The sequence below is a fragment of the uncultured Enorma sp. genome (assembly GCA_905210055.1).
Taxonomy (GTDB): Bacteria; Actinomycetota; Coriobacteriia; order Coriobacteriales; family Coriobacteriaceae; genus Enorma.
In genome coordinates, this window is record CAJLVH010000011.1 from 1 (window position 1) to 25,730 (window position 25,730).

Below are 25,730 nucleotides of genomic sequence, written 5' to 3' on the forward strand. Positions count from 1 at the left end.
GGGCGTTTGTATGGTCGGCGACGGCGTCAACGACGCGCCTGCGCTCAAGCGCGCGCTTGTGGGTATCGCCATGGGAGGCGTCGGCAGCGATATCGCCGTCGACGCGGCGGACATCGCGCTCGTGAACGATGACATCGCCGAGCTGCCGCACCTCCTGCGCCTCTCCCGCCGCATGATGACGACCATCAAGATCAACCTCACGTTCTCGATGACGCTCAACTTCATCGCGATCGCGCTCGCCATCTCGGGCGTCCTGAACCCTGTGGTGGGCGCCCTCGTGCACAACGCGGGCTCGGTGCTCGTTATCGTCAACTCCGCGCTTCTACTGGGATGGAAGCCGCGCGTTCGGTAAGGCTGCTAGGGCGGTATTCGGCCTAGCGGCGAGCTTGATGATTGACGCTTACGAGGCGTCGCTGTAGAAGCATCCGTTACCACCGGGCGAGAAACGCGAGCGTCTGGGTGAAGGCGTCCTCGCGGCTTTGCCGGCATGCTTCGGGGTGGGCGCGCTCGACGCGGAAGAGCTTGAGCGAGGGTGTCTCCATGGGCACGAGGATGTGGCTCGCGTACTCGTAGGAGCGTCGCGTGATCTCGAAGGGATGGGCGTGCTTGGCGAGGCACTGCTCGACGATCCGACAGGCCTCGTCGCTCGGCCACATGGCGTCATGCGAGGGGCTGGCGAGAAGGACGGGTCCGTTGATGCGCTCCACGGCAATCCAGGCCTCCTTGGGCGCGCGCTCGACGATCCGCTCGTAGACGAAGCGCATGTCGAGCTGGCGCTCGGTGACGATACGGCGGATGATGCCGAGGTAGGGGAGCCTCCCGCCGCCCCGCGCGCAGGGCACGGGCTCGCCGCGCCAGGTCCAGCTCGAGCGGTCGCTCAGACCCTTGCCGGCAAGGCTTTTGTTGCCGGTGATGCCCGGCATGGCGCAGGCGAGCGGGGAGATGGCGACGACGCAGGTGATCTGAGGCATGAGCGAGGCGGCGAGAAGCGCCAGCTCGCCGCCCTTGGAGATGCCGTAGATCCCCACGCGGTCAAAGCCACGCTGCCGGAGATAGGCGACGGCACGTTCGATTGGCTCGATCGGCACCTCGATGAGCTCATCGGGGAGTCCCGGCACGTTCCAGTAGCACAGGCCGAGCGCCGCGATGCCCTCCCGCGCGAAACGCGCACCGAGGTTGCGCGGGATGTTCTCGTTGCCCTCGCTGCCGCCGAGCACGATGAGAGCCTTGCCGGAGTACGCTTCGACGTGCCGCTCCGGCAAGTGGAGGAATCCGAAGAAGCCGTCTTGTTCGACGGTGAACCGTTCCATGTCTCCACTTCCCAACGACAGGCCCCACGGCGGACCGCTTGATGCTTCCTAGAGACGTCGGGCGCTTTCTGCGGCCAGCGCGATGGTGGTGCCGTTGTGCAGGAGCGCCGAGGTCTGGGGTCGGATGATGCCGACGATTCCCGCGGCGAGAAGCGCCGAGTTGATGCCCATAACCGCGGTGAACGAGCGGTCGAGGCGCCCCATGAGGGAGCGGCTGAGCGCGTGCAGGCGCACGATGGCGTCGAGCCCGTCCGCGGCGAGCGTGACGTCGGCGACCTCCTGCGCGATGGCGGTGCCCGTGCCCATGGCGATGCCCACATCGGCGGCGGAGAGCGCCGGCGCGTCGTTAACGCCGTCACCCACCATGACGACGCGTTGCCCGCGAGCCACGAGCGCCTCCACGTAGGCATGCTTGTCCTCGGGGAGCAGGTCAGCCCGGTACTCGGTGATGCCCGCCTCGGCGGCGATGCGTGCGGCGGTGCGCTCGTTATCGCCGGTGAGCATGATGATGTGGCCGATGCCCTGCGAGCGAAGTGCCGCAATTGCCTCGGGCACTCCTGCCTTTAAGGGATCTTCGATGCCGAGCACGCCCACCAGCTTTCCGTCTTGGGCGAGGTAGAGCGGTGAGAGGCCTTCGAGGTCGCCGTTGATGCGCGCCTCTGCCTCGGGGGCGACTTCGACGTGCTCGTCCTCCATCACGAAGTGGCGACTACCGATGACGATGCGCTTGCCATCGAGCGCCGATGCGATGCCGTGCGCCACGATATAGGCGACCTCGGCATGGCGTTCGCGATGCTCGAGGCCGCGCGCGGCGGCGGCCACCACGGCGCGCGCCACGGGATGCGGGAAATGCTCCTCCAGGCAGGCCGAGGTGCGCAGCACCTCGTCCTCGGTCCAATCGGGCACGAGGGCGAGCACGCGCGCGACCCGGGGCGTCGCCTCGGTGAGCGTTCCCGTCTTATCGAACACGATGGTGTCGGCGGCGGCGATGGCCTCGAAATGCTTGGCACCCTTGACGGCCATGCCCTCGTGCGCGCTCTGGCTCATGGCGGCGAGCACGCTGATGGACGACGTGAGCCTGAGGGCGCAGGAGTAGTCGACCATGAGGGCGGCCGATGTCTTGGCAAGGCTTTTCGTGGTCGCCGCCACAAGCCCTGCAAGCAGGAAGTTCCACGGCACGAAGCGGTCCGCGAGGTGCTCGCGGCGCGTCTGGATCTCGCTTTTGAGCTGCTCGGAGGCTTCAACGAGATTCACGATGGAGCGGAGCTTGGTCGATGCGGGCTCGGCGCCCACGCGGATGACGATCTCGCCCTCTTCAACCGCGGTGCCGGCGAAGACGTCGTCGCCGGCCATGCGCTCGACGGCAAGCGGCTCGCCGGTGAGTGCCGCCTGGTTGACCATGGCCGCACCGCGTACCACCACGCCGTCGACGCACACGGGCATGCCGGTGCGCGCCACGACGAGGTCGCCCACGCGGAGACTCTGGGCGGGCACGGTGACCTCCTCGCCGTCCTCGAGGCGCCGGGCGTTTTGGGGAATGGTCATGAGGGAGCGAATGAGTTCGTGCTCTGAGCGTTCACGGGTGGCGTCCTCGAGGACCTCTCCCAAGTCGAGGAGGAACATGGTGCTCGCCGCGGTTTTGGGGTCGCGCTTGACAAACGATAGGCCGATGGCCGTGGCGTCGAGTACCGGCACATCGAGGCGGTGCCGCATGAGCGAGGTGAGGCCGGCGCGCAGAAACCCGAGGTAGTGAAGGCCGGCCCATACCGCCCTCAGTGCGGGCGGGAGGAGCCAGCGGCGGATGAGATGGTTGCCCACTAGGCGGATGATGCTGCGCGCGGCGGACGGGACCGCGGGCGCGAGCGCCGTGGGCGCCTGGGCGCGCGCCACATCGAGCTGGACGCGGCTGAGCTCGTTCAGCCGATCGAGCAGGGCGGTTCTTGCAAGGGCGTCGCGGTACCAGATGGCGACCGAGCGAATGCGCGGGTAGGAGCGCACGCGCTCGACGCCTGTCCACGAAGAGAGCGAGGCCTCGAGGGCGAGGGCGTCGGACGCCTCAAGGTGATCGGCAAACGTAAGGCGCAGCCGCCCCGGCACCTCGTGTTCGATGACGTATCGCACGGGCGCGCCTACGCCTTAGCGGGGACGGTCTCTGCGGCGGTATCCGACGCGCTGTCTTCCTCGTCCTCGACGCTGTAGACGGTTTCATTGAGATACGCGGCTTCGGCGACGATGTCGTCCATCTCGGCGCGTGCGCGTTCGACGGTGTCTTCACAGGCCTGCTTCGCGCGCAGCCCAGCCGCGACGGCTTCGACGTAGACGCGTTTCGCCCCGTCGCTCGTAAGCACCTTGGCGCCAACAGACCCGATCAGTACGCCCGCGCCCAAAAGCAGGCCGTGCGTCCCCTTGAGAAAGCCCAGAGTACTCATGCGAAACTCCTCTCTGCGCACAACAGTACGCCTTGGTAAACAATTACAAGTTAACTGTAGCTCACTTTGAGGAGAGGAGTGTTGTGATTTGCGAATTGGAAAGAACTTGCCGCCAAGAATTCGAAAGAATGCGGCGGCTGGCCGCATCCATCCCCGATAAGCGATCCACAGACGATCGTGACGGTCTACATATAGTATAGGTCCGGTGGTGATTAGGCGAGCAGGCAGATGAGCATAGCAGTGAACATGATCGTGAACACGAGGTTGCTCCACCCGCCGAAGAGAATGCACCGCGCTGGCTGCGGCATGCGCATCCACACGAGACCTAAAAAGCTCGTCACGATGGGCGTGAAGACGACAAACCAGACGGGGAAGACGGTCTGCCCGAGCACGATGGCGATGGCGAACAGGATGAACCCGGCGTACATGGGGGTCGTTGCCAGGCGCATGAGAAGCATGATGTTGGCGGAAACCTCCTCGTAGAGGTCCTCATGCCCCGCTTTAGCGATGATGGAGAGATAGGCGTACTGCGCGTGGTAGGCGCCGCCGCAGATGAGTGCGAAGGCAAGGAGTGCCGCTGCAAGCCAGACAAGCCAGGCGAGGTCGCCGCGCGCCATAAGGGGAAGCGCCAGAAAACCGAGCACGTAGAGGAAGGCTGCGACGGGCCCCAGCGCCCCTCCCACGCGCACGCGCGCAGCGGGAATATCGCGCATGATGTGCAGGTACGGCTTGAGCGTACCGTCCATGTCGTAGACACCAGGCGTGAAGTAGAGCAGCATGTCGCCGGCGAACATGAGAATTGAGCCGAAGAGGCCGAGGGTGGTGAGCGCAAGGGTGAACGGCATGATTCTCCTATCGAGGTCGTATGTTGGTGGGGCAGCACGTGTCGCCGCGCCAATTTGATCCAAGACGAATCAATTTGAAACCGAGCGCAATGAAGGCGAATCCGCCGAAGATGAGAATGGTTTCGGCGCTCACTGTGAGGCATGCGTTAGCAAAAGCACCGCAGGCGATTGCCCCGATGCCGACAACGCCTGCCATGGTGCCGGACATTCTCATATGTCTCTTCATGTTCATGTTGCTTTACCTTGCTTCGGTTCACGATGTCGTCGATTTTGGCGGGGAAGATTTCGATTTGGCGAACGATTGCCACGTGATTCTCAAAAGATAACCATGGTTAACTCTTTTGTATAACAAAGATGCCGAGAGGTCAATAGCCCCGATCCCATTGACTCTTCGCGCGCATGCGACGGTAAGTCATCGTTAGTGTTGGTGGTGACTGATATTGACCAATGTTCAATCACGGTGTACACTTCCGGTTGAGGAGGTGGCGGTGGTGACCAAAACCGTGATGAATCCCGAGGAGCGCAGGCGCGAGCTTCTCGCGTGCGCCATGAAGCTTTTCGCAGAAGAGGGTTACGACAACGTGTCCGTGCGCGCTGTAGCACGTGCAGCTGGTGTGGCTCCGGGGCTCGCCTACCACTACTTCGACTCCAAGGAGAAGATGTTCGCCGAGGCCATCGAGGATTATGCACGCCGCTGCGCCGAAAGCATCTGCGAGTTGCTGGACGACAATAATCTCTCGTTGGACGAGAAGCTCGAGCAGGCTCTTGAGCTCGGCGCGAGCGATGACTACCCTTACGCTGCATTTTTCCATACCGAAGGGCACGGCGCCCTGCACGACCGGCTCTCGCTCGCCATGTGCGAAGCGGTGCGGCCGCACCTGCGAGCCGCGCTCGAGGAGGATGCGGCGGGGGGGGGGGGGGCGCCCCCCGATGCCGACGAGCTCGCGGCGATCATGGTCTACGCCTGCGTGGGTCTCGCCTCGGGCCCGGACATGCCAGACGAGGCTGCCGTCGCGGCCGTCCGACGCTATCTCCGCGCGTTGCTTGCCGAGTTCCGTAAGGGGAGTACTGCGGACTAGGGGATCCCGCCCCGGCTGCGGCCGGGGCTCTTTTCGGCCGATTGTATTGAACATTGCTCAACAGAAAGGAAACAAGATGAACGACAGGATGGACAAGCAGGATGCCGAGCTGCTGCGGGCTCGTTCGCGCACGGCATTCGACGCGCAGGCGGCGACCTATGACGAGGGCATGCAGGGCGAGCACGCGCGGAACCTGTACCCGCACGTGCTTGCGGAGGTGACGCGTGCCGTGGCGGGTGACCCCGCACCGCGCCTCCTTGACCTCGGTTGCGGCACGGGTGCGCTCGGCGAGCTCGTGCTCTCCCGGCTGCCGGGCGCGCGCCTCACCTGCGTGGACCTGTCTCCGCGCATGGTCGAGGCAGCGCGCATGCGCCTGGGCGACCGTGCCGACGTCCTGCTCTGCGACGCCGAGCGCCTGCCCTTTCGCGACGGCTCGTTCGACGCCGCTTGGTGCAGTGACTCCTTCCACCACTACCCGGATCCGGAGCGTGCGGCCTTCCAAGCATGGCGCGTGCTCGCGCCCGGCGGCACCTTTATCATCGGCGACGCGTGGCAGCCGGCGCCCGCCCGCGCGATCATGAACGCATGGATGCCGTACTCGCGCGAGGGCGACGTCCGCATCTACTCCGAGGCCGAGCTGCGCCGCATCCTCGGCACCTGGTTCAGCGACGTGTCCTGGCGCCGCGTGGGCCAGACCGCCTGCATTGCCGTTGCGCGCAAGGGCGTCTGATGTTTTATGTCGAAAAACCCCTGGGGTAATTTTACGTGACGAGCGGCAAAGTCAACAGCCCGGCCTTTCCTTGGTCCACGCCTCGCGCCACGCCCTGGGGGAGATGCCGGCGGCATGTGAGAAGGCATGGCAAAAGGCCGAGACGCTTGGGTAGCCGAGCGCCTCGGCGATATCTGCAACAGATAGCGCGTCATCCTCAAGGAGCCGATACGCACGCCCCATCCGCGCATGGCGGGCGTAGGTGCCTACGGCCAGTCCCGTCTCGCGTTTGAACGCAGCGCAGAGATGCGATCGGCTCACGTAAAGCTCTCGAGCCAGGGCGCCCACGGTCGGAGGGGCTCCATTCAACTCGATAGCGGCGCGTATGCGTTCCTTTGCTTGGTCGGCAAGGCTCTGAGACGAGGAGTCTTCGCACGGCCCACGCGCCGCATCCATTGCGAGCGAAGCCATGAGTGAGGTGACATTCGAGAGCAGGCCGAGCTCCTCGCACGGGCGAAGCGGGGAGCTCGTGGGGATGGCGCTCAGTGCGCGCGCAATCGCTCGCTGGCTCTGGCGATTCCAGGGTTCGCCGAATGCCGGGAAAAGCCCTCGGAATTCCCCCGGATAGCGTCGGTCAAGCTCATCGAAGAAATCCGGCAGCATGATGAAGGAGCGGGAACGGTAGACATGATGCGCCAGCAGGCTGCTCGATAGGGTGCGCGGCCCTTGTTCGACAAACGTGGCAACCTCGTCCCTCGTGCGCCGTCCGTCGTGGGCGGACTCGATGAACCTGAGGGGGAGGCCGCAGCCTTGAGAGCAAGCCACGGCATCGTCTCCCATGGTGCAGGCGCACGCGTACGGCCCCAGCGAGCCCTCGAACAGCGGCATGTCCTCGAGCGGCTCGACGTCATGGCAGAGCACGAGACAGTTCGGGGACAGCGCGCAAAGCCACATCGAGCCTTTTGCCCTGCTGTTCGATGCTCCGCCTGCCCACACCGCTCCGCGCTGCTCAAGCCGGATACCAAGCTGCTCTACCTGTGGTTCGAAGAGCGCGACGAGCTCACGCGGGATGTCTCCCATGTTTGCCATTTTGAAGAAGCGTCCTTAGTACTTGCCGATTTGTATCAAATGAGTTAACCCAAACTAACAATATCGTCATCTCATGATACGGTGCGGAAGATATCCACGCAAGACTCCAAACGATAAGGGAGGATGACATGTCTGAATCGCAAGCAACTAAGGCGGGCAGCGCGCGCGGCAAGGGCGCCGTGAGCCGTCTGCTCGCCTTCGCCGGCCCGCGCCGTGCGCTCACGTACCTGGGCTGCGCGCTCTCGGCCGTCTCGATGCTCGTGAGTTTTGGCCCGTACGTCTGCATCTGGCTCGTGGCGCGCGACCTCATCGCCGTGGCACCCGACTGGGGCGCGGCCACGGGGATCGCCGCGTACGGCTGGTGGGCGTTCGCTCTCTCGGCAGCGAGCATCCTTCTCTACTTCGCTGGCCTCATGTGCACGCACCTCGCTGCCTTCCGCTGCGCGTCCAACATGCGCAAACGCACTACGGACCATCTCATGCACGCGAGCCTGGGCTACTTCGACACGCACGCCTCGGGCGCCCTGCGCCGTGTGGTGGACGGCTGCGCTGCGGAAACCGAAGGGCTTCTTGCCCACAAACTGCCGGACACCGCGGGTTCCGTAGCCATGATCGTGGGCATGCTGGTGCTGTTCTTCGTTTTTGACTGGAGGCTCGGCCTCGCGTGCCTTGTCGCGGTGGTCGTCTCGCTCGGCTGTATGTTCTACATGATGGGCGGGCGCGGCATGGACTTCATGACGCGCTACATGGAGTCGCTCGTCAAGATGAACAAGACCGGCACCGAGTACGTGCGCGGCATCCCCGTGGTCAAGGTCTTCCAGCAGACGGTCTACAGCTTCCGCGCGTTCCACGACGCCATCGAGGAGTTTACGCGGCTCGCGCAGGACTACGCTGTCAAGTGGTGCCAGACGCCGCAGTCGCTCTCGCTCACCATCATCAACGGCGTCGCGATCTTTCTCGTGCCGGCAGCGATCCTCGTAGCCCCCGGCGAGGGAGACTTCGCGCGCTTCGTGGCCAACTTCGCGTTCTACGCGATCTTCTCGGCGGTGATTCCCACCGCCATGACCCGCGTGATGTTCATGTCCGAGGCATTCCAGTCCGCCGCGGACGCGGTCACGCGCGTCGAGGAGGTGCTGGCTGCGCCCGTGATATCCGCCCCCGCCGCACCTCGCACGCCCGCGGGCAACGCCATCCGCTTCGAGGACGTGACCTTTACCTACGAGGGCGCGGACGCTCCGGCGCTCGACCACGTGAGCTTTGAGGTGCCGGCCGGCGCGACGGTGGCGCTTGTGGGCCCCTCCGGCGGCGGCAAGACCACGGCGGCGAGCCTCGTGCCCCGCTTCTGGGACGTGGACGCCGGACGCGTGACGCTCGGCGGCGTGGACGTGCGCGAGATGGACCCGCACGACCTCATGGACCGCGTTGCCTTTGTCTTCCAGGCCAACCGGCCTTTCCGCCAGACGATCCTGGAGAACGTGCGCGCCGCGCGCCCCGAGGCCACCCGCGAGGAGGCGCTCGCCGCGCTTGAGGCCGCCCAGTGTGCCGACATCCTGGAGAAGCTGCCCCAAGGTGCCGACACGCTCGTGGGGACGGGCGGGACCCACCTCTCCGGCGGCGAGGTGCAGCGCCTCATGATCGCCCGCGCGATCCTGAAGGACGCTCCGGTGGTGGTGCTCGACGAGGCGACAGCCTTCGCCGACCCTGAAAACGAGGTCAAGATCCAGGCAGCCTTCAAGCGCCTCGCCCGAGGGCGCGACGGCTCGGCGCGCACCGTCCTCATGATCGCGCACCGCCTCTCCACGGTGCGGAACGCCGACAAGATCGTGGTGCTCGACGCCGGGCGCGTGGCCGAGCAGGGCACGCACGACGAGCTGCTGGCAGCGGGCGGTCTCTACGCCCGCATGTGGGCCGACTACGAGAAGTCCGTGAGCTGGCGCATCACGAGTGGGAATGGGTTGGTTGGGGACGTGTTCCGTCCAACCCATTTTGATTCGGATGGATCATGTCCCAATGGGTTGGACGGAACACGTCCCCAACCAACCCATTCCCAGGAGGTGGAGTAGATGAGCATCCAGGAGAAGTACGCCCTCACCGACGAGGGCATGCGCAACGTCAAGCTCGGCGCCGTGTGGACGGCAGCCTCGAACCTCGTGGTCTTTGGCGGCGTGGGTGCCCTCTACCTGCTCATGAGTGAGCTCGTGGCACACCTCACCGAGGGCGCGCCGCTGCCGAACCTCCTCCCGTACGCAGCTGGCCTTGTCGCCTTTGCCGTCGCGCTCTTCGTAGCGGAGTACTGGGCCTACTACTACCAGTACGGCGTCATCTACAAGGAGAGCGGCCGGCAGCGCATCAACCTCGCCGAACGCCTGCGCAAGCTGCCCTTGGGCTTCTTCGGCCGTCGCGACCTAGCCGACCTCACCGAGACCCTCATGACCGACGTCAAGACCACCGAGCACGCCTACAGCCACGTGCTGCCCGAGCTCTATGGCGCCTACATTACGCTCACCGTGGCGGCCGTCTGCCTGTTCTCCTTTGACTGGCGGCTCGCGCTCGCGTCGCTCTGGAGCTGCCCGGTGGGGCTCGCCATCCTCTTCGGCGCGCGGCGCGCGCTCCAGCCCATGATGGAGGCTACGCGCATGCGCGGCCTTGCAACCTCGGAGGACATCCAGGAGGCGCTCGAGTGCGTGCGCGAGGTGCGCGCGACCAACCAGGAGGAGCGCTACCTCGAGCACATCCATGCCGATGTGGACGCCGCGGAGCGCCAGGCAGCCCGCTCGGAGATCGCCTGCGGCATCGCCGTCAACGGCGCCCAGATCGTGCTGCGCCTGGGTCTTGCCACCACGGTGCTCGTGGGCGCGGCGCTCATCTTGGAAGGGTCGTGCACGTTCATGACGCTCTTCGCGTTCCTTGTGGTGGTGAGCCGCATCTACGCGCCCTTCGACCAGTGCCTCATGCTCATCGCCGAGCTCTTCTCGGCCAAGACCGCCGCGGCGCGCATGAAGGGCTTCTACGAGGAGCCGCTCGCGCAGGGCGGCCAGACGTATGAGCCTGCCGGGCACGACGTCGCCTTCGAGGACGTGTCCTTCTCCTACGATCGTGGCGAGAAGGTCCTCGACGGTGTGACGTTCACGGCGCGCGAGGGCGAAGTCACGGCGCTCGTGGGCCCCTCCGGCTCCGGCAAGTCCACCTGCGCCCGTCTGGCAGCGCGCCTGTGGGATGCCGACGCGGGGCGCGTAACCGTGGGCGGCGTGGACGTGGCGGCCGTTGACTCCGAGGTCCTTCTCGGCGACTTCTCCGTGGTCTTCCAGGACGTGCTGCTCTTTGACGACACAGTGATGGGCAACATCCGACTGGGTCGGCGCGGCGCCACCGACGACGAGTTCGTGAGCCGCCTGCCGCAGGGCTACGACACGATGATCGGTGAGAACGGCACGCGCCTTTCCGGCGGTGAGCGCCAGCGCATCTCCATCGCCCGCGCCCTGCTCAAGGACGCGCCGGTCGTGCTCCTGGACGAGGCAACGGCGTCACTCGACGTGGAGAACGAGACGCAGGTGCAGGAGGCGCTCAGCCGTCTGCTCGCCCGCAAGACCGTCATTGTGATCGCCCACCGCATGCGCACCGTCATGAGCGCGGACAAGATCGTGGTGCTCGAGGACGGCCGCGTGGCGGAGCAGGGCTCTCCGGAAGAGCTGCTCGCCGCGGGCGGCCTCTTCGCCCGCATGGTCCGCCTGCAAACCCAGAGCGCGGACTGGACGCTGTAGGCTCTCGTTGCCAGCACGCGTATTTTCTGTTCGATCGGCCGTCCGCGGGCTCCATGTTCGCGGACGGCTTCTAAAAAAGATAACCAAATCTAACTTTTTTCTAGCAAAGGTAGCTCATATCTGATAAGTTAAACAAGGCTAACAAATGAGAAGTACAGGAGGCATTGTGGAGCGACCGATTACACCCCAAGCGTTCGAGGCCATAGCGATCCGCTCCTGGGCTCCTGTGCTTCTTGGCGCGAAGCCAGCCAACCTCTTCACGTTCCGCGGGTGCTTCGTTGCGGACTGCCCTGATTGCTCCGAGGAGCGATGTCCGGCGGCGGCGGACGCGGAGGGTGAGGCGGACTTGTTTGCGGCGCGGCGGCGCGCCCTTTCGCACATCGTGGCGGAGCTCGACGAGAAGCTCGCCCGCGAAGGGGTGCGCTGCCGCGTCATCGCGTGGCGGCCGTTCGGCGCGCTCGTGTACGCGTATCGCCCAGCTCTCCTCGAATGCCATCTGGGCGATGACGACGTTGCGGGCGACCTCTTGTGCCTGGGGTATCCTGCCTGCGCGCACGCGCGACATGGAAGGGGGTTGCGCCTGGCCGTGCCTGCTCGGCGCGCCCCCTTCGCATCCGCCCGCGACGAGGATTTCCTCAGCGCTTGCGTCGAGCGTCTTGCCGAACGGTTCACCGAGCAGGCCGTGCCCCATGAGGTCGGCTACTTCCTCGGGTATCCCGCGGCCGATGTACGTGGTTTCATCGAGCACGAGGGGCGCGAGTTCCTGTGCTGCGGGTGTTGGAAGGTATATGGCGACGTGCGCGGTGCGCAGTATCGGTTCGCGCGATACAAGCGCTGCACCCGGCGCGCGCAGGCCCTCTTCGCGGCGGGCATGTCGCTGGTTGATCTAGCCCGCGACCCGGCGCGTTCCCGCGTTGCGTAGTGCGGCAGATTTCATCGTGGTACCAGGCTGTTACATGCAGCCTCTAATAGAAAGGTAGGAGTATGGGCAAGATCGCGGTTGTGTACTGGAGCGGCACGGGCAACACCGAGGCCATGGCGGAGCTCGTTGCCGAAGGCGCGCGCGACGCGGGGGCGGAGGCAGAGGTGATCACCTGCACGGAGTTCTCGGCATCGGCGCTTGACGATTATGATGCGTTCGCCTTCGGCTGTCCCGCAATGGGATCAGAAGAGTTGGAGAGCGACGAGTTCGAGCCTATGTGGGATGGGGTCGAACCGGAACTTCCTGGTCGAAAGGTCGCTTTGTTCGGCAGCTATGATTGGGCGGACGGTGAGTGGATGGATCTTTGGCGTGAGCGTGCCGAGGCGGCAGGCATCACGATTTCCGATACGGTTATCGCCAAGGACTACCCCGAGGGCGAGGCGGCAGAGGCCTGCAAGGCGCTCGGCGCTTCGCTGGCGTAGAGCTCTAGGCAGATCGGATGACGCGGCGCGCCGGACGAGGTGTCCGGCGCGCCTTTTTGCATCCCGAAAGGGTGGATCTTCGCCTCTTGTATGCGAACTACGGCATCCCGTGAAACCAAGGTAAAGCGGTAGAATTCGTCTCTGTTGGGAGGAGTCGATTCACTGCAGTTTTATCCGCTCAAACGACCGATATAATGCCCGATGCCAAGGGAGGGCATCTTATGGAGCACCGTATCGTTGAGAAACCCGCGTTCCGTCTTGCCGGTGTTATAGCGCGGGTGCCGATGCAGTTTGAGGGCGAGAACCCAGCTATTGCAGAGCTTGCCCAAAGCATCACCCCCGCACAGCGCATCGAGCTGCATCGCTTGCAAGATATGGAGCCGAAGCGCGTGGTGAACGCTTCGTGGAACTCGGACACCGATTTTCAGGAGGAGGCGGGCGCGCTTACGCACCTTATTGGCGTGCCGACCACGGCGACCGAGGTGGGGGAAGGGCTTGAGCTCGTAGAGATTCCAGCACTTACCTGGGCGGTCTTTCCAAGCGATGGACCGCATCCCCAGACTATGCAGCAAACGACCGCGAGGATCTACGCAGAGTGGCTTTCCGAGGCGCCTTGGGAACTCGACGGGTTCCGTATGTTCTCGTTTAGCGACATTCGCGACGATGGCACGGCGTACAGCGAGATCTGGGTGCCCGTGAGAAAAAAGTAGGGAGCGAGGCCGCATAAAGGCCTCGCATGCAATGGGTGCGAGCAAGGTGCCCGCTATAATTTCGAACGCGGTTTGATTGCGGAGAGAAAGGAGGGTCGATGCCTGATTACGCGCCTGCCAATCGCTTTGAAGGCAGCTCTTCGTCGTGGATGCTTAAGCTCGGGTTCGTATGGGGCGGTGAGCTCGTGTCTGTGCTCACGAGCTCTATCTTGCAGATGGGTTTTATCTGGCACATCACGTTTACGACGAACTCTGCGAGCATGCTCTCACTTGCTTCGCTTGCGGGCTTTTTACCACTTGCACTGTTCGGCATGTTTGCGGGGGCCATCGTCGACCGTCTGCCGCTCAAGCGCACGCTTGTAGGAGCGGATCTGTTCATTGCGGCGGTGAGCGCCATTGTGGCCGCGGTATCGCTTACAGGCGCGTTGCCCGTGTGGGTGGTTATGGTGGCGCTTTTCTTCCGGGCTATCGGCAACGCGTTTCACACGCCGGCGTTCCAAGCGCTCACGCCGCTCGTTGCTCCTCCTGAACACCTTACGCGACTCGCGGGCGTAACTCAGGCGGTTCAATCCGGCGGTTACATCTTGGGGACGGCGATCGCGGCGGTTATCTATCCGCTCTGGGGGCTCACAGCCATGATCGCGCTTGATGTGGCGGGCGCTCTGTTCGCAACCGTCGCTATCATCGCGGCGCGGCTCGATGTGGGCGGGGCGGGCGCAAGGGATGCTGCCGAAGCGCCTGTAAATGCTGGCGGCATGCTCGCTCAGCTGCGTGCCCTTGTTTCCGAGACGGCGGAGGGCTACCGCGTCCTGCGTGGCTACGGGGGATTGTTTGCCCTTCTGTGGTGCGGCTTTGCCTTTACGCTTGTGTTCTCGCCCATCTCGGCGCTCTTTCCCATCATGACGCTCGATCACTTCGGCGGCACCACGGGCGATGCCGCGATGGCCGAGATCGTGTTCTCGATGGGGATGATCGCGGGATCGGCGGTGCTCGCCTCGTGGGGCGGATTCAAGAACCGTGCGTTCACGGTGGTCGCGGCTACGGCGCTCTATGGTGTGGCGACGTTTGGGGCTGGTCTTCTCGGCACCGGTGGGTTCTCGCTTTTTCTTGCAGCGAGTTTTCTCATGGGGTTCAGCTCGCCGTTTTACTCCGGTCCGCAGACGGCGCTCATGCAGGAGAAGGTCCCACCCGAGTTTCTGGGCAGAGTATTCGGTTTGTATGGAGCCATCATGTCGTGGGCGTTGCCGTTGGGGCTCGCTGGCTCATCGCTCTTCGCAGATGTTGTGGGAGCTTCTGCATGGTTTGTTGGAGCGGGTGCGGCGATGGTTGTGCTTGCCGCGATTACATGGGCGATTCCGAGCATCCGGCATGTCGAAGCGCCTCACGGTGATTTGAGCTAAGGTGAGAGCTGGGGTACCTATGCTTCACAATTGCACCCTCTACATCGATGCCGACGCGTGCCCGGTCACGCGCGAGGCGCTCAGCTGCGCACGGCGCGCCCGGGTAAGTGTCGTCATCGTGGGTAACACCACACAGAACCTCGAGCGGCACGTCCGGCGCGACGACCCGCGCGACGCGGGTAATGCTCGCGGCCGCGACGCCACGCATGGAGGCTTTTGGGTGGACGTGCTCGACGTGTCCGTCGGCGCGGACAGCGCGGACTTCGCCATCGTGGAGCGCCTGCAGCCGAACGACGTGGTGGTTACGCAGGATATCGGCCTTGCGAGCATGGTGCTCGGGCGCGGTGCGGCAGCCATCGGCGTGCGCGGGCGCGTCTACACCAAGGCTACGATCGACATGGACCTCTTCATCCGCCATGAGGAGAAAAAGGTGCGCCGCGCTGGCGGCCGCACGCGCGGACCCGCGGCGTTCACGGACGAGGATCGAGCGCGGTTTACCCGTAACCTCGATGAACTCTTGCGGCAGGGCGGGGAGGAGCCAGGCGACGTTCGGGGCGCCTAATCTTCGTCGCTGTGCGAGAGCTGCACCAACGCGAGGCACGCGAGGCCGATACCAAGCAGGCAGAAGGCATTGCGAGGGTCGACCTCATCCATGATGGTGAGCGCCGTCACGCCCACGCCCATGGCAAGTGCGACCGCTTTGAGCACAAGCTCTGCGAGCGCGGGAACCTTGAAGTGCTTGGGTTGTTCCTGCGCGGCCGTCTTTACTTCAAGAAGCTCATCGACGGAAACACCGAGCACCTCGGCGAGTTTCGGAAGCGATGCAACGTCGGGGAATGAAAGGTCACGCTCCCACTTGCTTACCGCTTTGTCCGTAACACCCATCTCGCGCGCGAGGTCGAGCTGAGTCATACCCTTTTCTTTGCGCAGTGCAGCGATGGTGGAGCCAAATGATTGCTTTGTCATGAGAAGTCCTTTCACGTGGGGGGCGATGACGTACCCATCGTTTCATGCCAGGGGCGCGCGCTCAACCGACCGCTAGTTTAGTTTACCCGACCAGTAGTCGAGTCAAGGTTGAGTATGTGTGAGCTGGGAAGATGCCAAAGTTGGGCGCGAGCGCGCGTGGTTGCGCGCCTTGCGCTCCTCCGCCGCAAGCCCTATCTCACCTTGCCTTTTCGGTTGTTTGGGCGGTAGAGTTTATGGGCGGTCGAACAGGAGGGGTGCTGCGTGGACTTTGGGTTCGTGGCGATGCAGATGCTGGTGGTTTCTCTACCCATCGTGCTGGGTTGGGCGATCAACAAACTTGGGTTTCTTAATCCCGAGCTCGACTCCGGGCTATCCCAGCTGGTCATGAACATAGCGTTGCCCTGCACCATTCTGGCGGCGCTGCATGATGCCGAAGCGCTCCCTTCGATCGAGACGATGTTGCTCATCGTTGCTGCAACGTTCCTCGTGTACGTGGTGGCGGTTCCTATGGCCTTCGCCATTACGGCTCTGTTGCGCGTTCCCGTGGAAACGCGTGCGGCGTATCGGTTTGCCGTCGCGTTTGGCAACTGCGGCTTCATCGGCCTGCCGGTGATTTCCGCGATATTTGGTACAAGCGCACTGCTCTATGCTGCCATATCGCTCATACCGGCTAACGTGGCGCTTTTCGGTGTGGGCGCGCTGCTGTTTTCCAGCGCGGAGGGCGATGCGGCAGATGGCGGGATCGGCAAGAAGCTTCGCCGAGTGTTCGCTTCGCTCAAGACCCCGACGCTCGTCATGAGCGTCGCTGTGCTCGTCCTTGCGCTTTTGGGCATTAAGGACCTGGGAATCGTAGGCGATGCGGCGAGCATTGTGGGGCAGATGACGACGCCGCTTGCGCTGCTCGTGACCGGATCGTCGATGGCGACATACCAGGTGCGCTCGATGCTTACGAATTACCGCGCATATATCGTTGCGGCTGTTCGTTTGGTACTGGTGCCGCTTGCGAGTCTTGTGGTGATACGCCTGCTTCCGCTTGATCCCCTCGCGACCGGCGTGGTGATCGTGGATTCTTCCATGCCTGTAGCGACGGTGGGCACGCTTTTCTGCCTGCAGCATCACGTGGATGTGAAGCCCATGCTGCAGATCACCTTCATCTCGATCGTGGGATCGATTCTGAGCATCCCGCTCGTGACGGTGCTCGTGGGTGCGTAAAAGAAAGAGAACGACGGGTTACCTTCTTAGCTGCATTGCCGTAATCTACCAGTCACTTGGCGGATGGACGGGTCTACGTTTCGTAGGTGGCGTGCGTGCTCGCGTCCATGCATACTGGGGCGCAGCACGTGCCTTTGCTGTTCAAGTAGATCATGGACGAAGGGAATCGTTATGCCGGGATACCTAACCGCCGAAACCATCAAGGGCCTGCGCGAGGGGCGCGGCCTCACGCAGCGTGCCCTCGCGGATGCTGTGGGCGTGACTGACAAGGCGGTGTCGAAATGGGAGTCCGGGCGCGGCCTGCCCGATATAAACCCGCTGGAGCCGTTGGCGGCGGCGCTCGGGGTGTCGGTGGCGGAGCTTCTTACGGGGGACATTCGCCAAAACGCTAACCGCGCGGGCAACCTCATGCGGGCGCGGTTCTATGTATGCCCCGTATGCGGTAACGTCGTTTACGCCCTCGGCGAAGGGTCGTTCTCGTGCTGCGGGGTGCATCTCGTGCCATGCGAGGCGGAGGAGCCTGACGAGGCGCATGGGCTGCAGGTGGAGCGCGTCGAGGACGAATGGTACGTCACGCTCGACCATCCCATGACCAAGGAGCATTACATCAGCTTCATCGCGTACGTCACGATGGACGGCATCACGTTCAAGAAGCTCTACCCCGAGCAGGAAGCCGCGGCGCGGCTCCGCATGGGGGCGTCGGGCACGCTCTATGCCTATTGCAACCGGCATGGGCTCTTCAAGGTGCGCACGCCGCGGCGTTCGCAGGTAGCTGGCCGCGTATAGGAAAGCGCGCGCCGGGGGGCGGCCGACGTTCACCCGGCGCGCGTGGTGCAGCTACCCGAGCAGCACATTCGCGAGCGCGGCTCCGCCGTAGCCCACGAACGCGCCGATGGCCATCGCGATCAGCATTTTTCCGACGGCGCGTACGATCTTCAGCCAGCGGGGGATGAGGCTTTCGCGCCGGCGCTTCTCGGTGTCGCGCTCGACGTCCTCGCCGTTCCAGAACGAGAGGATCTCGTGGTAGGTGACGAGGTCGTGGTCGCGCTTGATGCGCTCGACCCAGCAGGCGGCGAACATGGCGACGTCCCAGAGCACGAGGGCGAGCACGAAGGTGGGCACGGTCTGCTCGAGCGGCCAGCCCCAGGCGAACGTCTGCAGGCATATCCAGGCCATGGCGAGGAGCACGAGCAGCAGGAATCCTACCATCACGTAGCTCAGGCGCTTCATTGTGCGGACATCGGCGTCGATCGTTTCGGTCATGGTCTCAACATCTCCTTTGATGAGGGCGTCCACGGTCACGCCGAAGATCTCGGAGAGGAGGATGAGGCTCTGGACATCGGGATAGGTCTTGTCGTTCTCCCACGAGCTGATCGTCTGGCGGCTCACGTACACGCGCGCCGCGAGGTCGTCCTGCGACATTCCTGCGTTCGCTCGCTGTTCGCGTATGCGTTTCCCGACTTCCATGCCGTACCTCCCTTGCGTTGCTTCGGTGCGACCCTTGCGATTTCGACCATGCCACATGCTGCCGCATCGTACCATCAAATGGAGCCGACAAGGCGCGGATGGGGCGCATGAACGCGTGTCGGGAGTTCTTGACATGGCCTTGAGCTGGTATGTTGCGTAGCGCGAGAGCCGCAGATGCTGCCGGCTACTCGTTTTCGGCGATATCTTTTATGAAGAATCGGTTCATCGTGCTGTGCTGGACGAAGGAAGGTCGCTCGATGAGTTCGAAGCCAAGGCGACGGTAAAGGCGCAGCGCCGCTTCAAGGTTTGAATGCGTTTCGAGGTAAAGACGACGAAAACCGCGTTCGCGGGCGGTCGCTTCGACAGCATCCATGAGCGCGGTCCCTATGCCTTGGTGCCGCGCCGCATCATCGACATAGAGCTTTTGGACTTCCGCGCAGCGGTCGAAGGGAGGAAAAGCCGAAAGCCCGGCGCCGCCCAGCACGGTGCCCCGATGGTCGGCGGCGACGAAGTACGCTCGGCTCCGTTCATCGGCAGCATAGTACGTGCTGAGGTGATCGAGCTCTGGATCGAAATAGGCTGTGCCAGGGATATCGAGCCCGTGGGCACGGAGCGCGGCGCGTGCGATGCGAGCCATGGCGGCATCGTCTCGGGGCGCGATGGGTCGGATGTGAACGCCCGGGGTTTCAGACTCGTCTAACACAGGTCTGCCCTATGACTTCTTCTCCATGACGTTTCCGCACTTGGGGCACTTCACGCGGATGCGCCCTTTGCCGCGCGGCACGGAGAGCATCTGGCCGCAGTTCTTGCACTTGAAGTACATCGTGGTCTTGCGGTTGGCCCACATCTTCTGGGCGGTTCGCTTGGTGCGTTCGAAATTCGTGCTCCTCGACGAGCTGGGGTTGGGACGGTAGCCGCCATGTCCGCCCTTGAAGCGCTCACCGATCACGGGAACGCGTGCCATGAGCGTGCAGAACTGCTCGTTTTCGCGGCGGCGCGCCGGGAAGTTCTTGGAGAACGCGCGCAGCAGGGCGACGACGATCACGATGAGCGCCACGATCGAGACGAACCGTGCACTGGAAAGCGTGCCCAGGAGCGCGAGCACCAGGCCGACGGCACCGAGCGCCGTTGAGAGATCGTCGACGCCGTAACGTCCTTTCATGAAGTCCTGCATGCGGGTGTCCTTCCGAATACGTGAAGCGCCCGCGCGCCTCGTATGAGATGCGCGGGCGTTGGTTTTGACTGCCTTAGTTGTACCCAGATGCGGCGCGGTTATCCGAACGCGGCGCGACAAAACCTCCATCCAGCCAATAACCCCCGTCCCCAATGGCGGGGGGGTCCCTAATGGCGGGTTAGCGGGCGAGCTTGTCGATAACCTGCGCGATCTCTTTGAGCTTCTCGTCCTTTTCCGCCGTGCTGCCGCTATCCGCCGCCGTGCGCACGCAATGTTCGACGTGTGCTTTGAGTACATCGGCGTTCACGCGGGCAAGAAGCGATTCGGTCGCCATGAGCTGTGTGGAGATGTCGATGCAGTACCGGTCTTCCTCCACCATGCGCATGATGCCATCGATCTGCCCGCGCGCGGTTTTGAGCAGGCGAAGCACCTGGTCGCGATTCGCCTGCATACTAGGCTGCCTCGACAGAGACCGCCTTGAAGCCGGCTGCTTCGACGGCAGCGGTGAGCGCCTCCGCGGCTACCTCGCCAGAGCACTCGACCTGGACGGTATTGGTCTCGTGGTTCGCATCGGCGTCCGTCACGCCGGCGACCTTCATGAGCTCCGTCTCGACGGCGGCATCGCAGTGTCCGCAGTGGAGGCCTTCGGTCTTGATGATGTAGTTCATGGTACGTTCCTTTCTTTGGTGCGAATGTTAAAAAAACCTGGGGTAATGTTACCTTTTGGGACGGAACCCACGGAGGCGCAGAGCGTTCGTAACGACGCAGAGGCTCGAGAGACTCATGGCGGCAGCGCCGAACATCGGGGAGAGCTGCCAACCTAAAAGGGGATAGAACACGCCGGCAGCGAGCGGGATGCCGCAGGCGTTATAGAAGAGCGCCCAGAAGAGGTCTTCCTTGATGTTGCGGATGACGGCGCGGGAAAGCTCGATGGCGCGCGCGACGTCCAGAAGATCGCTTTTCATGAGCACCACATCCGCACCTTCCTTGGCGATATCCGCGCCCGCTCCGATGGCGAGGCCAACATCGGCGCGCGCGAGGGCGGGGGAGTCGTTGATTCCGTCGCCCACCATCGCGACGCGTTTACCCGCGTCCTGCAACTCGCGTACGTGGCGCTCTTTGTCCGCCGGCAGGACATCGGCGATGACGTCGTGAGGGTCCAGCCCGACTCTGTCTGCGATCGCTTCAGCGGTAAGGCGGTTGTCCCCGGTGAGCATGATGGCGTCCACGCCAAGCTCGTGCAGCGCGCGAATCGCGTCGGCGCTGGTGGGTTTCACCTCGTCTGCGACTGCGATAATGCCGGCAAGCTGTCCGTTTCGGGCGAAGAGAAGCGGCGTCTTGCCTTCGTGTGCGAAGCGCTCGAGCTCGCCTGTGGGCACCTCGATATTGAGCTCCGTCATGAGCTGCGCGCTGCCGGCTGCGATGACGCTCTCTCCCTCGCGCGCCGTGACGCCGCGCCCGGGAATGGCCCGGAAATCCTCCACCGTGCGCGCGGCGATGCCAAGCTCGCTTGCCCGCGTCATGATAGCTTCGGCGAGCGGGTGCTCGCTGCGCTTCTCGAGCGCGGCGGCGAGCTTCATGAGCGCCTTCTCGCTCATGGCCGGCGTGCCATCGGGGCGCATGGCGGGAATGACGTCGGTCACAGCGGGTGTGCCCTTCGTGACGGTGCCGGTCTTGTCGAGTACCACCGTATCGATGCCGCGTAGCGTTTCAAGAGCTTCAGCGCTCTTGAAGAGAATTCCCATCTCGGCGCCCTTGCCGGTGCCCACCATGATGGCGACGGGCGTAGCGAGGCCAAGTGCGCAGGGGCAGCTAATCACCACGACGGCGACGGCCGAGGTAAGCGCTTCGCTAACCGATCCGCCCGCGATGAGCCATGCCACGAACGTGACGGCTGCGATGCCGAGTACCACGGGCACGAACACGCCGGCGACCTTGTCTGCAAGCCGTGCGATGGGCGCCTTGGTGGCATTCGCGTCCTCCACGAGCTTGATGATCTTGGCGAGCGCTGTGTCCGCGCCCACGCGCGTGGCGCGGAACGTGAACGAGCCGGTGCGGTTGATGGTTGCGGCGTTCACCGTATCTCCTGCCGTCTTTTCCACGGGGATAGATTCGCCCGTGAGCGCGCTTTCGTCCACGGCGGAAGACCCGTCGAGCACCACGCCGTCCACGGGGATGGATTCGCCCGGACGCACGAGCACGGAATCGCCGAGCTGGATCGCCTCAACGGCGACAGTCTCTTCCGTGCCGTCGGCGCGGACGCGGGTCGCGGTCTTCGGCGCGAGGTCGATGAGCTTCTCGATGGCGCCGCCCGTTTTGGACTTGCTGCGCGTTTCCAGATACTTGCCCACGGTGACGAGCGTGAGGATGGTGCCCGCGCTCTCGAGGAAGAGGTTGTTCATGGCAACATGGTGCGCCGCCGCCGTGTCGCCTGCGGCGAGGTCGGCGGACATGAGGAACATCGCGTACACGGACCACGCGACGCTCGCCGTGGCGCCGATCGCGATGAGGGCGTCCATGGTGGGGGCGCCGTGCGCCATGGATTTGAAGCCGTTGATGAAGTAGGCGCGGTTCACGTACAGGATGGGTAGGGTGAGTACGAGCTCGGTGAGCGCAAGCGTCATCGAGAAGTTGGGATCGGTGAAGACGCTGGGCAGCGGCCAGCCCAGCATGTGACCCATGCCAATGTAGAAGAGCGGAATCCAGAAGATGAACGAGGCAACAAGGCGTGTCTTCATGGCGCGCGCCGTGGCTTCGAGCTTCTTGGTGGGCGATTCAAGGCGTGCCGAGCGGAAGCCCGTTGCCCTCGTATCGGCCGCCGCGCCCTGGGCACCACCCGCGCCGGTTGCAGCAACGGGCGCCGCGGAGTACCCCGCGCGGTCGACGGCATCGCAGATGTCCTGGTTAGAGAGGGTTGCGTCATCGAAGTCGACGGTCATGGAGCCCGAGAGCAGGTTCACCGCAACGTTTTCCACGCCTGCGAGCTTGCAGACCGCCTTCTCCACATGCGCTTGGCACGCCGCGCAGGTCATGCCTCCCACGTCGAATGTTTCATGGGCCATAGTGGCTTCCTTTCAATGACTCATGTGGGGCAGGTTTGCATGAGTCGTGCGACGGAATCGGTTCGCTTCTTATCGAGCATTCTATACCCCCAGGGGGTGGGGGTATATACAAGGAGCGCCATACGTTGATAAAAATTTGTTACCGATGCTGGCCGGTTCCTTACCGTTTGGTTCGCAATCCTTCGTATAATCAGGTCATGAACCGTGTTCGCACGGTGTTTCGAGCGTTAGGAGGAGTCCATGTCCTACACCATCTACAACTTCCTGAACAACGATGACGTCAAGGTTCTGCACCAAGCCGGTCAGTACCAGGTCATCCAGTGGGATCGCGACCTCTCGGTGGCTCCATGGAGCGCGCAGCAGGCATGGTTCGCCTCACAGATGGATGTGCGCCGCCGTCAGCTCGTCGCGACGCTCGACGGGCGCACGGGCGTCACACTCCAGGCGGGCGCCATGCAGTGGACGGTCGGCCAGGTCCAGGCGACGACCGGCGTGAAGGGCGTGGGCGACCTTCTGGGCAAGGCGGTGCGCGGCGCCGTGAGCCAGGATTCCATCATCAAGCCCGAGTACACGGGCGTGGGCATGCTCGTGTGCGAGCCCACCTGGCGCCACCTGCTCATCATCGACCTCGCCCAATGGGGCGGCTCGGTGGTTCTCAACGACGGCCTCTTCCTTGCCTGCGATAGCACGCTCCATCACGACCTTCAGCGACGCTCGAACATGTCTTCCGCGCTTGCTGGCAACGAGGGCCTCTTCAACCTGCGCCTCGACGGACAGGGTTTCGCGGTGCTCGAGTCTCCCTGCCCCCAGACGGAAGTTCTCTACATCGACCTTCAGAACGACGAGGTTAAGATTGACGGCAACTACGCGCTCGCGTGGACGAGCGGCCTCCAGTTTACGGTTGAGCGCTCCGGCAAGTCGCTCATCGGCTCCGCCGTGGGTGGCGAGGGCCTGGTGAACGTCTACCGCGGCACCGGTCGCATCATGATGGCGCCGATGCAGGCGGCAACGGGTTGGAACACGAACGCCGCGAATCCCACGAGCTAAGTGCGCCGCATCAAAAGGGGTTGGTCGAGGACGTGTTTCATGCAGCCCGTCCCTCTTCCGTATGCTTGTGTGGCTCAAGATGGGTTGGACTGAACACGTCCTCGGCCGACCCATCTGGGTATCATGCAGGCAGCATCTGTTTATTCGAAAGGGGTGCTCATGGCAGCTGAGGAACTCAAGCGTATGGTCGATGCGGCGGAGGGACGCGAGGAGGTCGATGTCCTGTTCAAAAACGCGCAGATCGTCGACGTATACGGCCTGCGCGTCATGCCTGGCCGCGTTGCGGTAAAAGACGGCGTGATCGTGGGCGTGCTCTTCGATCCACGCGATGCCGGCGTACCCGATCCAGCTGCCGCCCAGGTTGTCGACTGCGGCGGTCGCTACCTCTCGCCCGGCTTCATCGATGGCCATCTGCATATCGAGTCCTCGAACGTGCGGCCGTCTGAGTATGCGCGCATGGCGCTCGCCCGTGGCACCACCACCGCCATCGCGGATTCGCACGAGATCGCAAACGTCGCCGGTCTCGACGGCCTCTCGTTCATGATGGAAGACGCCCGCCGCGCCCCGCTCGATATCAAGTTCATGATGCCCTCATGTGTGCCGGCGCTCCCGGACGAGCAGGCGGGCGCGAGCATCTCGGCTGCGGACATGCGGGCGTTCATGGCAGAGCATCCGGGCGAGATCTTCGGACTCGGTGAGATGATGAACTACCCGGGCGTCGAGGCAGCGGATGTCGAAGCCCTCGCCCGCATTGAGGTGGCGTTGGGGACGGTCTCGGGGCTCGTGGACGGACATGCTCCGCTTGTCACCGATAACGATCTCAATGCCTACGCCGCGACCGGTGTGATCGCGGATCACGAGTGCACGAACCCGGACGAAGCGCTCGACAAGCTCTCGCGCGGCATGTTCATCATGCTGCGCGAAGGTACGTGCAGCCATGATCTTGCCACGCTTGCCTCTGTCGTAACGGACGATCCGCGCAGAGCACGTCGCTGCTGCTTCGCGACAGACGACCGGGCGCCGTCGGACGCGCTCGCGATCGGCATGATCGACAACGCCTGCCGCGTGGCGATCGCAGCGGGCATCGACCCGCTTACCGCCATCGCCATGGGCACGCTTTCCACGGCGGAGTGCTTCGGCTTCGACCATGGGCACATGCCCGCATGCGAGCGTCGCGGCGCCATTGCGCCGGGCAAGCGTGCGGACATGCTCATCCTCGATGACCTTACGTTCGAGAAGCCCCCGCATGAGGTGTATGTGGCGGGTACGCTGGTCGCGAAGGACGGCGCGTTCATAGGCGAGGTGGCGCCGGCGTCGGAGCGTGTGAACGAGCTCGAGGCGCTGCTGCGCGGTTCGGTACGCCTGCCCGAGCTTTCACCCGAGGTGTTCGACTATCCCTTTATGCCGGGTGGCACCGCGATCGACGTCATTCCCGGTTTTGCGATCACGGGTACCGCACACCCAGATTCTGACGAAGGCCTGCGCCGCATCATGCTCATCGAGCGCCACGGCCGCGGCGTCGCTGCGCAGGAGGCGGGCGCAGACGGCGACAGCCCTGCGGGAACGGGTCTTGTGGGGAAGCATATCGGGCGCGGCTGGTTGCGCGGGTTCACCATCACCGGCGGAGCCATCGCTTCGACGATTGGGCACGATTCCCATAACGTATGCGTGGTGGGCGATAACCCGCGCGATATGTACGAGGCCGTGGCGAACGTCGGGCAGGGCGGCTTCGTGCTTGTGCGCGACGGCGCCGTGGTGGCGCGCCTCGATTTGCCGCTCGGCGGCCTCATGAGCGACAAGTCCGCAGCGGATGTGGCGCGCGAGCACGATGCGTTCATGGCGGCTGGTCGTGCGGCTGGTATCGAGCCCCCGCTCGATCCGCTCATGGGCATGATTTTCCTCCCGCTGCCGGTAATTCCCGAGCTGCGAATTCGCCCCGAAGGCGTTTTCGATGTGACGACGTTCACGTACGTTTCGTAATTCGACACGGGTTAAGGTGCTGGCTGGGGGCTGCCATTGGGGACGGGGGTTATTGGCTGGGCGAGATGATTTCGGCGCTATCTTGC

The 25,730-nt window shown here is 63.9% G+C and carries 27 protein-coding genes; 15 read left to right on the top strand and 12 right to left on the bottom strand.

The genetic code is table 11. From position 1 onward, the window contains the following. On the top strand, positions 1–352 hold a 352-nt coding region (locus QZ079_RS01650), incomplete at its 5' end, for an HAD-IC family P-type ATPase (RefSeq protein WP_297034225.1). A 76-nt stretch (positions 353–428) separates the two neighbouring features. Here QZ079_RS01650 and QZ079_RS01655 read toward each other — a convergent pair. From QZ079_RS01655 to QZ079_RS01670, 4 genes are all read right to left on the bottom strand, one after another. After that, on the bottom strand, positions 429–1,310 hold the full coding sequence (locus QZ079_RS01655) for an acyl-CoA thioester hydrolase/BAAT C-terminal domain-containing protein (protein WP_297034229.1): 882 nt from the start codon (positions 1,308–1,310) through the stop codon (positions 429–431). 48 nt (positions 1,311–1,358) lie between these two features. Next, positions 1,359–3,431: a heavy metal translocating P-type ATPase gene (locus tag QZ079_RS01660; RefSeq protein ID WP_297034230.1), complete on the bottom strand. Its 2,073-nt coding sequence runs from the start codon at positions 3,429–3,431 to the stop codon at positions 1,359–1,361. 8 nt (positions 3,432–3,439) lie between these two features. Continuing rightward, the gene (locus QZ079_RS01665) at positions 3,440–3,739 is read right to left on the bottom strand and encodes a DUF6110 family protein (protein ID WP_204627559.1); all 300 of its coding nucleotides are present in this window, start codon (positions 3,737–3,739) and stop codon (positions 3,440–3,442) included. Between the two features lie 212 nt (positions 3,740–3,951). Continuing rightward, entirely contained in the window at positions 3,952–4,584 is a 633-nt protein-coding gene (locus tag QZ079_RS01670; RefSeq protein WP_022349837.1) for a DUF6796 family protein, read from the bottom strand. A gap of 20 nt (positions 4,585–4,604) precedes the next feature. Between QZ079_RS01670 and QZ079_RS01675 the strand changes: the two genes are divergently transcribed. From QZ079_RS01675 to QZ079_RS01685, 3 genes are all read left to right on the top strand, one after another. After that, complete coding sequence (locus QZ079_RS01675; RefSeq protein WP_297034244.1) at positions 4,605–4,910, top strand: hypothetical protein; 306 nt, start codon at positions 4,605–4,607, stop codon at positions 4,908–4,910. Between the two features lie 162 nt (positions 4,911–5,072). Next, complete coding sequence (locus QZ079_RS01680) at positions 5,073–5,663, top strand: TetR/AcrR family transcriptional regulator (RefSeq protein WP_297034247.1); 591 nt, start codon at positions 5,073–5,075, stop codon at positions 5,661–5,663. Between the two features lie 76 nt (positions 5,664–5,739). Next, on the top strand, positions 5,740–6,393 hold the full coding sequence (locus QZ079_RS01685) for a class I SAM-dependent methyltransferase (protein WP_297034249.1): 654 nt from the start codon (positions 5,740–5,742) through the stop codon (positions 6,391–6,393). A 51-nt stretch (positions 6,394–6,444) separates the two neighbouring features. On the opposite strand, the gene QZ079_RS01690 is transcribed toward QZ079_RS01685, so the two are convergent. Then, positions 6,445–7,461 (bottom strand): AraC family transcriptional regulator, encoded by a 1,017-nt coding sequence (locus QZ079_RS01690; RefSeq protein WP_297034253.1) that lies wholly within the window; start codon positions 7,459–7,461, stop codon positions 6,445–6,447. 128 nt (positions 7,462–7,589) lie between these two features. Here QZ079_RS01690 and QZ079_RS01695 point away from each other — a divergent pair, with 128 nt between their 5' ends. The 7 genes from QZ079_RS01695 (at position 7,590) to QZ079_RS01725 (ending at position 15,298) form a co-directional block, all read left to right on the top strand. Further along, complete coding sequence (locus tag QZ079_RS01695) at positions 7,590–9,524, top strand: ABC transporter ATP-binding protein (RefSeq protein WP_297034257.1); 1,935 nt, start codon at positions 7,590–7,592, stop codon at positions 9,522–9,524. Beyond that, on the top strand, positions 9,525–11,222 hold the full coding sequence (locus QZ079_RS01700) for an ABC transporter ATP-binding protein (RefSeq protein WP_297034260.1): 1,698 nt from the start codon (positions 9,525–9,527) through the stop codon (positions 11,220–11,222). Between the two features lie 166 nt (positions 11,223–11,388). After that, complete coding sequence (locus QZ079_RS01705; protein ID WP_297034264.1) at positions 11,389–12,144, top strand: DUF3793 family protein; 756 nt, start codon at positions 11,389–11,391, stop codon at positions 12,142–12,144. A gap of 62 nt (positions 12,145–12,206) precedes the next feature. Then, positions 12,207–12,626 (top strand): flavodoxin, encoded by a 420-nt coding sequence (locus QZ079_RS01710; protein WP_297034267.1) that lies wholly within the window; start codon positions 12,207–12,209, stop codon positions 12,624–12,626. Positions 12,627–12,847: 221 nt separating this feature from the next. After that, positions 12,848–13,336 carry a GyrI-like domain-containing protein gene (locus tag QZ079_RS01715; protein WP_297034270.1) on the top strand — a complete coding sequence of 163 codons (489 nt, stop codon included), beginning with the start codon at positions 12,848–12,850 and terminating at the stop codon, positions 13,334–13,336. Between the two features lie 98 nt (positions 13,337–13,434). Next, positions 13,435–14,736, top strand: coding sequence for an MFS transporter (locus tag QZ079_RS01720; RefSeq protein WP_297034273.1), 1,302 nt, complete (start codon positions 13,435–13,437; stop codon positions 14,734–14,736). Positions 14,737–14,755: 19 nt separating this feature from the next. Beyond that, on the top strand, positions 14,756–15,298 hold the full coding sequence (locus QZ079_RS01725) for a DUF188 domain-containing protein (protein WP_297034275.1): 543 nt from the start codon (positions 14,756–14,758) through the stop codon (positions 15,296–15,298). On the opposite strand, the gene QZ079_RS01730 is transcribed toward QZ079_RS01725, so the two are convergent. Continuing rightward, entirely contained in the window at positions 15,295–15,702 is a 408-nt protein-coding gene (locus QZ079_RS01730; protein WP_297034278.1) for a helix-turn-helix domain-containing protein, read from the bottom strand. The genes QZ079_RS01725 and QZ079_RS01730 overlap by 4 nt on opposite strands. A gap of 261 nt (positions 15,703–15,963) precedes the next feature. On the opposite strand from QZ079_RS01730, the gene QZ079_RS01735 reads away from it, so the two are divergent. Both QZ079_RS01735 and QZ079_RS01740 read left to right on the top strand, forming a co-directional pair. Beyond that, the gene (locus QZ079_RS01735) at positions 15,964–16,914 is read left to right on the top strand and encodes an AEC family transporter (RefSeq protein ID WP_297034283.1); all 951 of its coding nucleotides are present in this window, start codon (positions 15,964–15,966) and stop codon (positions 16,912–16,914) included. A 171-nt stretch (positions 16,915–17,085) separates the two neighbouring features. Continuing rightward, positions 17,086–17,700 carry a helix-turn-helix domain-containing protein gene (locus QZ079_RS01740; protein ID WP_297034286.1) on the top strand — a complete coding sequence of 205 codons (615 nt, stop codon included), beginning with the start codon at positions 17,086–17,088 and terminating at the stop codon, positions 17,698–17,700. Positions 17,701–17,751: 51 nt separating this feature from the next. On the opposite strand, the gene QZ079_RS01745 is transcribed toward QZ079_RS01740, so the two are convergent. From QZ079_RS01745 to QZ079_RS01770, 6 genes are all read right to left on the bottom strand, one after another. After that, a complete protein-coding gene (locus QZ079_RS01745) occupies positions 17,752–18,381 on the bottom strand; it encodes a helix-turn-helix domain-containing protein (RefSeq protein ID WP_297034290.1) in 630 nt (209 codons plus the stop codon). 184 nt (positions 18,382–18,565) lie between these two features. Continuing rightward, entirely contained in the window at positions 18,566–19,084 is a 519-nt protein-coding gene (locus QZ079_RS01750) for a GNAT family N-acetyltransferase (protein ID WP_297034291.1), read from the bottom strand. A 9-nt stretch (positions 19,085–19,093) separates the two neighbouring features. Further along, positions 19,094–19,543: a hypothetical protein gene (locus tag QZ079_RS01755; protein WP_297034294.1), complete on the bottom strand. Its 450-nt coding sequence runs from the start codon at positions 19,541–19,543 to the stop codon at positions 19,094–19,096. Between the two features lie 190 nt (positions 19,544–19,733). After that, positions 19,734–20,006, bottom strand: coding sequence for a metal-sensing transcriptional repressor (locus tag QZ079_RS01760; RefSeq protein WP_297034297.1), 273 nt, complete (start codon positions 20,004–20,006; stop codon positions 19,734–19,736). 1 nt (position 20,007) lies between these two features. Continuing rightward, the gene (locus QZ079_RS01765; protein WP_297034300.1) at positions 20,008–20,223 is read right to left on the bottom strand and encodes a heavy-metal-associated domain-containing protein; all 216 of its coding nucleotides are present in this window, start codon (positions 20,221–20,223) and stop codon (positions 20,008–20,010) included. 48 nt (positions 20,224–20,271) lie between these two features. Next, positions 20,272–22,617, bottom strand: coding sequence for a heavy metal translocating P-type ATPase (locus QZ079_RS01770; RefSeq protein WP_297034302.1), 2,346 nt, complete (start codon positions 22,615–22,617; stop codon positions 20,272–20,274). 240 nt (positions 22,618–22,857) lie between these two features. Here QZ079_RS01770 and QZ079_RS01775 point away from each other — a divergent pair, with 240 nt between their 5' ends. Both QZ079_RS01775 and QZ079_RS01780 read left to right on the top strand, forming a co-directional pair. Further along, complete coding sequence (locus tag QZ079_RS01775) at positions 22,858–23,664, top strand: AIM24 family protein (RefSeq protein WP_297034307.1); 807 nt, start codon at positions 22,858–22,860, stop codon at positions 23,662–23,664. Between the two features lie 159 nt (positions 23,665–23,823). Continuing rightward, entirely contained in the window at positions 23,824–25,644 is a 1,821-nt protein-coding gene (locus tag QZ079_RS01780; protein WP_297034310.1) for an adenine deaminase, read from the top strand. The last annotated feature ends 86 nt before the right edge of the window (positions 25,645–25,730 follow it).